Genomic DNA, 8,977 nt, shown 5'->3' on the forward strand with positions numbered 1-8,977 from the left:
AACTGATGAACGAGTGGGCGCCATTCCTTGAAGGTAACAGGGAGATGCCGGCTCATTCGGCCAAGTCGTTATCCGGCTCGCTACCTTTCTTCGATTGGGCAGATAGTTCGTAAAGAGGTAGTTGACCCATTTGCTCGACTATTGTTTATAAGAGACGTTACAGGTTGATCCTGTATGACTCTCCGCCAGCGGGCATGCAAGTGCTCGATCATCATTGCCTCCGCAAGAGTGCTCTGGCGGCACCTCCTCCCAACTCCCGCATAGTCGGGACGCGATGGATTGGCACGTTTCACGCTTGGTTATCGAGCGTGGTCAGGCGTGCTGATTCACTGCTTTGTGATGCCCCCTCCTGATCGCCTCGTCTCCAAGCTCTCGTTGGTCAACTTCGGAGATATGAGAATGCATCACGACGATCCACTGTTGCGCCTGCCGCAGGTCATTGGCCCCGACGGCCTTTTGCCGATTTCCCGGAGCGCATTCTATGCCGGCATTAAGACTGGCAGGTTCCCCAAACCGATCCACCTGGGTCCGCGGACTTCCGCCTGGCCGAAGTCGGCGATCATTGCTGTGATCGAGGACGCTAAACGGGACGGATAGCACCTCCCTGATCTGAGCGCTGCAGCCGGATTCTCTGCGCCGGCTGGCGCATTTCCGCACCCACATCCCAATAGCCACTAACGGGGCCTCGGCCGCGAACGACGGTCCGTGCCCGGAGAACAATCATGGCAGCACCCAACTTCACACGCCGCCGGCAGCATCGCCGGCCTCCGCCCAGGAAGCAGAGGGCACTCGATAGCCCCCACAGCTTCGAAGTCAAACAGGAAGCTATTGCGCAGCTTGTCGAGGAGAAACCTGATCGGCCTCAGTCCTGGAAGCGTCTGCACTTCAACGCGGCATCGCTGGATACGGGCCGTCGCTCTGCCGCCTGCAACTACGAAAGGTGGCGCACTCAACGCTTTGCAAATGCGGTGGTTCTGAACCATCTGGAGGAGGCGCAAGGTCACGCATATCTTGTCACGGTCGCAGCTCCTAACTGGCGCCGTACGCCCGGGGACCTGAAACCTGCCGATCTTTCCCTCCTTCGCCGCAAGGTAAGGGATGGGCACGAACGGCTCAGGGCGCGAGGCTACAGGCCGGCTTTCCTGGCGGTTATCGAGGTATCGGCGGCACGAGATGTCGATGGCTCCCTTTGGTTCGAACCTCATCTGCACATCGTCATGAAGGGCACACGGAAATCGGAAATCCGTGACGCCTTCCAGATCCGTATACCCCGGTCCGATCGACAGCGGATCCGGCCCGTGCAGGTCAAGAAGATCACCAATGGCAGTCTCGGCACCGTCCTCGGCTACGTCACCAAAATGAAGGCTGAACTCCGCTCCGGGTACGAGCGTGCCGATGGCACGCGCAGTCGTCGCACCAACCGTATGCCCTCTGATCTGCTTCGGCTGTGGCTCGGTTTCATGGCCTCGATTCCGATTGAAGACCTCCTCGTGTTCGGCGGCTTTTCCGATCGTTTGGCACACAAGTTTTTCACCGTCGAAATGGCAACTCTTGAAGGAGAAATGTGATGAAGAAGACGTCGAAACGCTACGTGAAGGGCTCTAGCAGGCAGAAATCACAGGTGCGGGCTGCAACTGCAGCAGGCGCGGTATCCCGCAAGCGTACGAAGCCGGTACCCGGCGAAAACCGGGGTTCGCCCTCGCTTTCCGCACCACCTACCAACTCGCGGAGTGACAGCCCTGTCAGTGATGATCAATTGCATGGACTCGTGGTCTCGCGCATTCACACCGACAGCGAAACCGAAGCCTACCTCTTCGAAGCCGGGGAGAGGAAGATGGCAATCTCTTCTGAGCAGATGCTAATGGAGAGGAGGACCGCGATTTGCCGCGTGCAGGAAGGACTTGGCGTTAACCTCGTCCCGAGCACAGTAAGAAAGACGTTGGAAAAACGTATCGAGGAAGCGAAGTCGTCCCCTGGCGTCCTCGCCGTCACTAAGCCGGGTTTCGACACGCGGAAGGAATTCTCCGATCGCCCTGAGTACTATGCCTACGGCGACGGAACGATCATTGCTGCCGAGGAGGCACCGGCCTGTGTGTCTGCTTTCCCCCCTAGTGACAAGTTCCAGCAGCGGGGTGATGCTGACGTGTTTACCGCCGAGCTCGCCAAGATCGTCAGTGGACAAGCCATCCCGCTTCTCGTCCTGTTCTTCGGTCTCGCTCCGATCCTGCTGCGCTTCTGCAAGGCGGCCGGCTTCATGGTGGAAAACGCGGTTCTTGAACTGACTGGGAAGACCACCAGCAATAAGTCGACCTTGACGGTGCTGATGGCCGGTTCGCTCTGGGGCGGCGCGTCGCGCTCGAAGCTCGGGTTCGCCGATAGCTGGAATACGACTGCAAACCGAATCGAGGAATTGGCGCTGATTCACAATGATGCCCTGCTCATTCTCGATGAGGCCACCGTGGCTGAGAAAAGCAGCAAGGACCGGGGAGCGGCCCTTCTCGCAGTCATCCACCGCATCAACCAGGGCCGCACGCGCGGGCGCATGGGGGGTGATGTGGACGATTACCAGGTGCTGATATTGTCCACATCCAACGAACCTCTGGTCAGCATCCTGAACGACTCGGCGGACGTAGTTGGTGGTGCGACCGTGCGGGCAATCACCATATCCTGCCCGTCGCGCGAGACGGGCTTGTTCGACACACTGCCGAAAGGGTTCAGTTCTTTAGAGGTTGCGATGAACGCTCTGCGGCTGATCTGCTCGCAAAACTACGGTCATGTCGCACCGAGATTGATACAGGCTGTCGTCAACTGGAGCGCGCGCGATCGCAACGCCCTGGTGGACTACGTCCGTAAGCGCATGGAGTACTTCCTTCGGACAGTAGGTGCGGATCCTGCGACAGCAACGGCTCTCGAACTTCGCCGCGCGAAGATCTTTGCCCTCGCCTATGCTACCGCAAGAGTGGCATTCAAGCTGAACGTCCTGGAGAAAGATCAATTCGGCGACGTGAAGGCACCACTGGTGCGGGCATGGTACGATCACGGCGCTCTTCATCGTACACCCATCGACGACGCGGAACTGGCGGCGTTCCTCTCGAATACCAGCAAGAACATCGTCGATATCACGGCCACCGGCAAAACCGATCTGAATGACGGGGCTTTTTCCGAGGTCGACGCCTTTCTCTACCGCGAGCGGGGGGGCGACTTGCTCATGCTGATGGACCGTGACTCCCTGTCGCATAACCTGGGTTTCACCAAAGCTCGGCTCTGCGGCCTGAAAGCCCGCGGCATTCTCAAGACGAATGAAAAGGACAAGCTGACGGTTAAGATCTGCGTTCGCGCGGGGGGCAACAGTCAAGCATTCTACGCGTTCCGGCTTCGCGACATGCCTGGGCGCTAACCGGAGCCGGGGCAACGGTGGGCCATGAACCCACCGTTGCCCCGGAGTTTTCCGAGTACCATCGTTGCAACTTTTTTAATCTAATTGACATTGTTGGCAACTTTAGGTTATAAACGCCGCATGTTTGCAGTGTATCGGTTTATCTAAACGATGCAGGGCGGTCAGGCCAAAATCCTCTCCGACCTTGACCTGAAGCGACTGCTGAAAGTCGCAAGCCAATCCCGACATCCCCATCGCAATAAGGCCATCGTGTTACTGAGCGTACGCGCCGGGCTGCGGGCCTCGGAGATCGCCCACCTCGAGTGGTCGATGGTGACCGACGGGGGCGGCACGATCGCCCACATGATCGAACTGCCGGGCTCGGTGACCAAATACGGGCTCAGCCGACGCATTCCCCTTCACGCTGACCTGAAACGTGCACTGAGTTCCATACACCGACACCAGGGCCGGCCGAGCAATGGCCCAGTGATCGCCAGTGAGCGCTTCAAGGGCGAGCGCTACGCTGCCATGACGCCGAAAGCGATCGTCAACTGGTTCACCGGCGCATACCGACAGGCCGGGCTCTGCGGCTGCTCGTCACATTCCGGCCGGCGCACCTTCATCACCAGAGCGGCCCGCCTCGTCGCCAAGGCCGGGGGATCTCTTCGCGATGTCCAGCAACTGGCTGGGCATCGGTCGATCGAGACCACGCAGGGCTATATCGATGGCGACAGCGAAATCCAGAGGAGGATAGTCCGCATGATGTAGCGCGCAAGACCAAGCTGTCCCGCCCGACCGGTTTCGTACGGTCGCCGCGTTGGGTGAAGGGCAATGATGACCGTGCGTCATCGGCTCCCTTCTCTAACCCACTGCGATCAAATGACCGCACGACGGGAGCGGCAATTCAGGAAAATCCTCTCATGGCAAAGCAAAGACCCACGGCCGCAACCGTCGCGGAACGCGGCAGGCTTACCCCGACCGAACAGATCAGGCGGCTAAATGATTGGCTGCGCATGCATGGTAGTGGCGGTCGCATCGTAATGACCGCAGGTATTGCCGCCCTCGATGACCGGATGCGGGCAAAGGTGGTCGCATCGGTCCGCAGCTTCAATGCCTTCGACGACGACAACGATCCCCACGGCGAGCATGACTGCGCCCGTATCGAAGTCGAAGATCTCAGCGTCCTGTTCAAGATCGACTACTACGACCTCTCCTTGTCGCATCACTCAGCTGACCCCTCCGACCCGGACGTGACCTGCCGTGTACTGACGCTGATGCTCGCCGAGGAATACTGAGCCCAGCATGGCACCCTACCGCCAAGGCGGGCTTGACGCCCTGTGCGGCATATATGCCCTGATCAACGGCTTCGCGCACGCAGCGCGGGCCGACCCCATCCCCTACTTCCCGAGGAAGAAGCTGTTCACACACCTGATCGACCGAGCTGCTCACTGGCGAGGAGATGCCAGCTTCGTTTACGACGGGCTGACCCACGATGAGATCCGCTACCTCACGAAGCAAGCCATCAGGTTCTTAAGTCGTAAGGGGCATACATTCCGCGCCACGCCGGCCCGAAAGCTGCTGGGCCGTCCGCTTTCCCGGCGTGGCGACGATGACGGCCGAGGCGCTTGGCTGCACGAGGCTGCCAAGCTTAGCCACTGCGCGGTCATTCTCGATATCAATACCCCTTGGCTTTCGCATTGGTCCGTGCTCGCCCAGGTCGAAGGGGAACGTGTGCACCTGATCGACAGCAATGGCATGCGCGCGGTGGAGATGGCCGCCTGTCAGCCTTTCCTCGTCATTCAGAGGGGGTAGCCTTGTTTGTGTGTATCCCGCGACGAGATTCTCACCACATAACTAGAGTTCGCGAAGGCCCAGGCAAACCTGAGACGCCATCGCCGAGCGAATCGCATAGTAAACCATCGGATTGAATACGATCGGCGCCTCCACATTCCCGTCTTTTCCCCATTGGGGTTGGTTGCTGGCCATGGAAAGGCCGAGGATCGCCGTATGCAGAGCGCTCGCCATTTGGCTGCTGCCTTCTGTCGCCGCTTTGAACCTGGCTTCGCGACAGAGTTCTTCCGTTGGCTGATATCGGTCAATGACACTCGCTTTGGCTTGTAGCACGCTGTGACCGTATACAAGCTCGCAGCCGCTTTCGTTCGGCGGGCAGACGTAGTCGGGAAAATCCTGTCCATCGAACGCCGGATCGGCGATCATGCGCTCGTAGTCAATGTACTCAATTTCTGCGGGGCGCTGTGGATTGCGGTGGACCGGCACCTTTACGACGTGACTGCGGTAGAGAACGGGTACGTCGATAACGTCAGGAAGAACGGACGAGTCGGCGGCGTCGGGCAAAGGATCATACGCTTTGTCTGGAGCAATTTTGGTCTCTGCATTGGAACGGTCCGAACGGACGAAGGGCAGGGCTTGCTCGACAGTGTAGTAAATACCATCGCAAACGCCTCCTTCATCATCCCTCAGCTGCTCAGTTATGTCGGCGGCGACGCGTTGCTCAACTTCTGCATAGAAGTCATATCCCAGAGGGCCACTGGTCCCCATGCGCCGCGCCTTGGCTTTCAGATCAGCGACGTCGACGTCTAGGCCACATGACGGGTTAGCGGCGACCGCCACGGCAATGATGTGGATGACGGTTTTGTCCATCGCCATTCGTTCGTCGTCAGGTGATTTTAGGTTGACGAAGTAGGTCTCGGAAAACTGCCGCTTCAGGAATTCTTCCCGCCTCGCCATATCGGCGCTGATCGGATCACCGGCGAGCGCAGCCAGCGGGCCGAACAGAAAAGCACCGAGGGCTATGCCAAAGCGCATCATCGCTGATCTCCATATGTAGCTCGTTGCTGACTTGAGCGAGGATTGCTCAGCGGCATCCCCAATTCTTGAGTATCGCAAAGCCGGCTGAGCCAGGGTTTGCGAAGTTCGTTGAGTTCGTCCAACGAAATCACACCCTGATCATGCAACTGCTTCAGCCGAACAAGCTGTTCGGCGGGGTCGTCATGCGCCTCGGCGTCAGGGCCGAGGTTCTCGAGCCTGACGATTTGCGGATCGTTGACGAACAGATTGAGCCCGCTCTCGCCGCCGTCGCTGCCGGTTTCGCTCTTGTGGACCGCTCCGCAGGCCCAGATTAGAGAGCCGAACCAGCCGAGCCCTGTGCCGCCGGCAAAGAAGTTGAGCAGCGCGATCACCCAGCGGTTCGGATGTCCTCTGCGAAACGCAACGATGGTCGGAATAAGATAAATGACTATAAATATGACGAAGGCGACAAGAAGTCCGAACGCTCTTGTGTACTCGTCGCCATCTGATGCTTGCGCCAAAGCTGGCTGCACGGCGGAGATGGTAGCGAGCGTGAGTGACAGCAAGAAAGTGGACTGACGGTGAGAGGATCTCCACATTGCCGTGCCTCAGCTCGACGCTTTGCCAAGCAGGTCGTTCTTGAGGCGCTGGAATTCGCCGTCATCAATCGCACCGGAAGAGCGCAACGCGGCTAGCTTCTCCAGATGATCCAACGACGTGCCCGCAGAGGACACCACAGCTACCGGGACCGTGGCTGAGGAAGCAAAAGGCCCTTCACGGAGGCCAAATCTATTCGGCGCGTCTGTTGCGGCTGTGCAGGCAAAAACGAGGAGTACAATCGGGCCGACCAACGGCACAAGCCCGATCCACACCCACCACCCGCTGCGGTTGATATCATGCAGTCGACGCACCGTGATGCTGACGGATGGGATAACATGCACCGCATAGACCAAAGCGGCCAGAACCCCAAGGCTTTCTATTGCGCTGTCGATCACGAGCGCGATCAGCATGATGATCATCAGAGTTAGCGTGAACAACCAGAAGTCCGATCGTGAGGACCGTCCGGCAAAGTCAAAGTAACGGCGCACTGCGCTTAGATATGCGGGCATGATTTCCCTTCCGATGAAATTGGCTGCCAACTTGCACAATCAACATGCACCCGAAAAGTGAAAATATGTTGAATATATACCATGGATTAAAGCCTCCCTGGATGGTGGCGTGCAGCGATGAACGGACGCGCGCGAGTGGCTTGGAATCTCAGAAGAATTCGAGCGGAGAAACAGATCACCCAGGAAGCACTGGCGGTTGATGCCGGCGTGGATCGAACAACCATAAGCGGGATAGAGAGAGCCGAGTTCAACCCTAGCTTGGACCTGTTGGACCGTCTTTGCGCAGCGCTTTCGGTGGATCTTGCCGAGCTGCTTGTGGTTCCGGCAGCACATGAGGGAGTTCCGCCACTGCCACTTAAGGCGGGACGAAAACCAAAGCGGTAGAGAATGCGTTGATCAGGCGCCGTACTTTGTCAGAAATGGCCTCCTGCAAATCAACGGTGAGGATCCAGTCGCGGTAGAAAATCGCCGACATTTCATGCAGCGCACCCTCCTCCTGAGCGAGCGCGCACAGGTCGGCGAAGATTTATTCTTGAGACCGTGGCTCCTTGGGCTCGACCATTGGGGCTCTTCGATTGTTGACACGCAATTCTGCCGGCGCCCAGAAATGCTCACCAGTGTTTTCCGATGGGCGCGCCAGCGACGTTGACCGGGCCCTGTTGTCACCCGGAGCCCGACCCTTGGGGTCGTCTCCGCCTTATCGGGCTTCGATCGCGTCACGCTGTCGGCCGGGCTGGAAGCCATAGGGCTCCGCCTTCTGCGCGCTGAGCGCGTACCCCCGGATTCGGAAAAACTGGTGGCCTTTTTGCGAAAAGGCCACCAGTTGGCACACTCTTACTCTGCCACGGACCATGCCCAGGGTGTGGTGTAGCGGTGGTCAGCGATGTTTTCCCGTACGGTCAGTTGCTCAAGACCATTCTAATGGAATTCCACCGATGGCTGTCGACATGATGAACCTGCACTCACTCGAAGAAGAATGTGCCGAGGCTGATTTGCTGCGCGGCGTAATCGGCTTTGCTGGTGAGAGCTGATGGCCCTGGGGCTCGGCGCTAAGACTGGCGCGACCTACGGCTAGAAGGATGCGTTCCGGCCAGCGGAACGGTTAACGCGAGCGGGAACAGAGGCTGGGAGACTACGCTGCCATGTCGAGATGCTCATTCGGAAGCTGCGCACTGTCCCGGGCTTTCCCGAACCACGCCGAATAGCGGAGAAGGCTCTGACGGCAAGCGCCGAAGCTACACGAGACCCAGGGGACACGATCATCGCGATCCAAACGGTTGCAGCGCCAATTCCGATCTGACCTTTTTCGGGGTCGATCAGCGTGATATTGGACTGCACAATGCTGCAATCCGCTGGCTGTGGCGCTTCATCGGACTCACCCCTCCGAATCGTCTTCCCTTTCGAATAGCGTCGACCGAGCCGTCCTGTACCTCAGTGGAAATCCTCGATCGTAGAGAGACAGAGCAACCTTGTCTTTTCCACAATAAACGCCGCGAAAGGCACCTGCACCTGTCCATCCGCCAAATTTGATGGCATTATTGATGGCATCGTGTAAACTCGCATTCAGTTTATTATTTATTTACAAAGGTATATTGCTCTGTTTTGAGTCCTCTTCTGGCACCAAATTCCCGCTTCAGACCGTCCTAGATGGTCCAGAAGCAAAGCAAAAGCCCGGAAAACCGGG

Annotated in this window: 10 protein-coding genes and 1 pseudogene; 8 read left to right on the forward strand and 3 right to left on the reverse strand. The window is 58.3% G+C overall.

The genetic code is table 11. The features are described 5' to 3' along the window. Nucleotides 1-279 precede the first annotated feature (279 nt). The 6 genes from RNA01_RS24245 (at nt 280) to RNA01_RS22360 (ending at nt 5,188) form a co-directional block, all read left to right on the forward strand. Nucleotides 280-597 carry a helix-turn-helix transcriptional regulator gene (locus tag RNA01_RS24245; protein ID WP_235916846.1) on the forward strand — a complete coding sequence of 106 codons (318 nt, stop codon included), beginning with the start codon at nt 280-282 and terminating at the stop codon, nt 595-597. A 125-nt stretch (nt 598-722) separates the two neighbouring features. Beyond that, nucleotides 723-1,568, forward strand: a complete 846-nt coding sequence (locus tag RNA01_RS22340; protein ID WP_147182322.1) for a hypothetical protein — start codon at nt 723-725, stop codon at nt 1,566-1,568. After that, nucleotides 1,568-3,397, forward strand: a complete 1,830-nt coding sequence (locus RNA01_RS22345; RefSeq protein ID WP_147182323.1) for a DUF927 domain-containing protein — start codon at nt 1,568-1,570, stop codon at nt 3,395-3,397. The genes RNA01_RS22340 and RNA01_RS22345 overlap by 1 nt, the downstream gene beginning before the upstream one ends. A gap of 150 nt (nt 3,398-3,547) precedes the next feature. Further along, nucleotides 3,548-4,144 carry a tyrosine-type recombinase/integrase gene (locus RNA01_RS22350; RefSeq protein WP_147182324.1) on the forward strand — a complete coding sequence of 199 codons (597 nt, stop codon included), beginning with the start codon at nt 3,548-3,550 and terminating at the stop codon, nt 4,142-4,144. 152 nt (nt 4,145-4,296) lie between these two features. Further along, on the forward strand, nt 4,297-4,671 hold the full coding sequence (locus tag RNA01_RS22355) for a DUF3768 domain-containing protein (RefSeq protein WP_147182325.1): 375 nt from the start codon (nt 4,297-4,299) through the stop codon (nt 4,669-4,671). Nucleotides 4,672-4,678: 7 nt separating this feature from the next. Next, on the forward strand, nt 4,679-5,188 hold the full coding sequence (locus RNA01_RS22360; RefSeq protein WP_147182326.1) for a hypothetical protein: 510 nt from the start codon (nt 4,679-4,681) through the stop codon (nt 5,186-5,188). A 42-nt stretch (nt 5,189-5,230) separates the two neighbouring features. Here the strand turns inward: RNA01_RS22360 and RNA01_RS22365 are convergent, their stop codons facing one another. The 3 genes from RNA01_RS22365 to RNA01_RS22375 are packed head-to-tail and all read right to left on the reverse strand — an operon-like array spanning nt 5,231 to nt 7,323. Beyond that, entirely contained in the window at nt 5,231-6,205 is a 975-nt protein-coding gene (locus RNA01_RS22365; RefSeq protein WP_147182327.1) for a hypothetical protein, read from the reverse strand. Next, complete coding sequence (locus RNA01_RS22370) at nt 6,202-6,750, reverse strand: superinfection immunity protein (protein ID WP_210245804.1); 549 nt, start codon at nt 6,748-6,750, stop codon at nt 6,202-6,204. Before RNA01_RS22370 ends, RNA01_RS22365 begins: the two co-directional genes overlap by 4 nt. Nucleotides 6,751-6,792: 42 nt before the next feature. Continuing rightward, complete coding sequence (locus RNA01_RS22375; protein WP_147182329.1) at nt 6,793-7,323, reverse strand: DUF805 domain-containing protein; 531 nt, start codon at nt 7,321-7,323, stop codon at nt 6,793-6,795. 87 nt (nt 7,324-7,410) lie between these two features. On the opposite strand from RNA01_RS22375, the gene RNA01_RS22380 reads away from it, so the two are divergent. Together RNA01_RS22380 and RNA01_RS24250 are read left to right on the forward strand one after the other, a co-directional pair. Beyond that, nucleotides 7,411-7,677: a helix-turn-helix transcriptional regulator gene (locus tag RNA01_RS22380; protein ID WP_147182330.1), complete on the forward strand. Its 267-nt coding sequence runs from the start codon at nt 7,411-7,413 to the stop codon at nt 7,675-7,677. 551 nt (nt 7,678-8,228) lie between these two features. After that, nucleotides 8,229-8,518, forward strand: a pseudogene (locus tag RNA01_RS24250) (IS256 family transposase); the annotation flags it as partial. Between the last annotated feature and the right edge of the window lie 459 nt (nt 8,519-8,977).

Source organism: Paenirhizobium naphthalenivorans (assembly GCF_007992095.1).
Lineage (GTDB): Bacteria > Pseudomonadota > Alphaproteobacteria > Rhizobiales > Rhizobiaceae > Allorhizobium > Allorhizobium naphthalenivorans.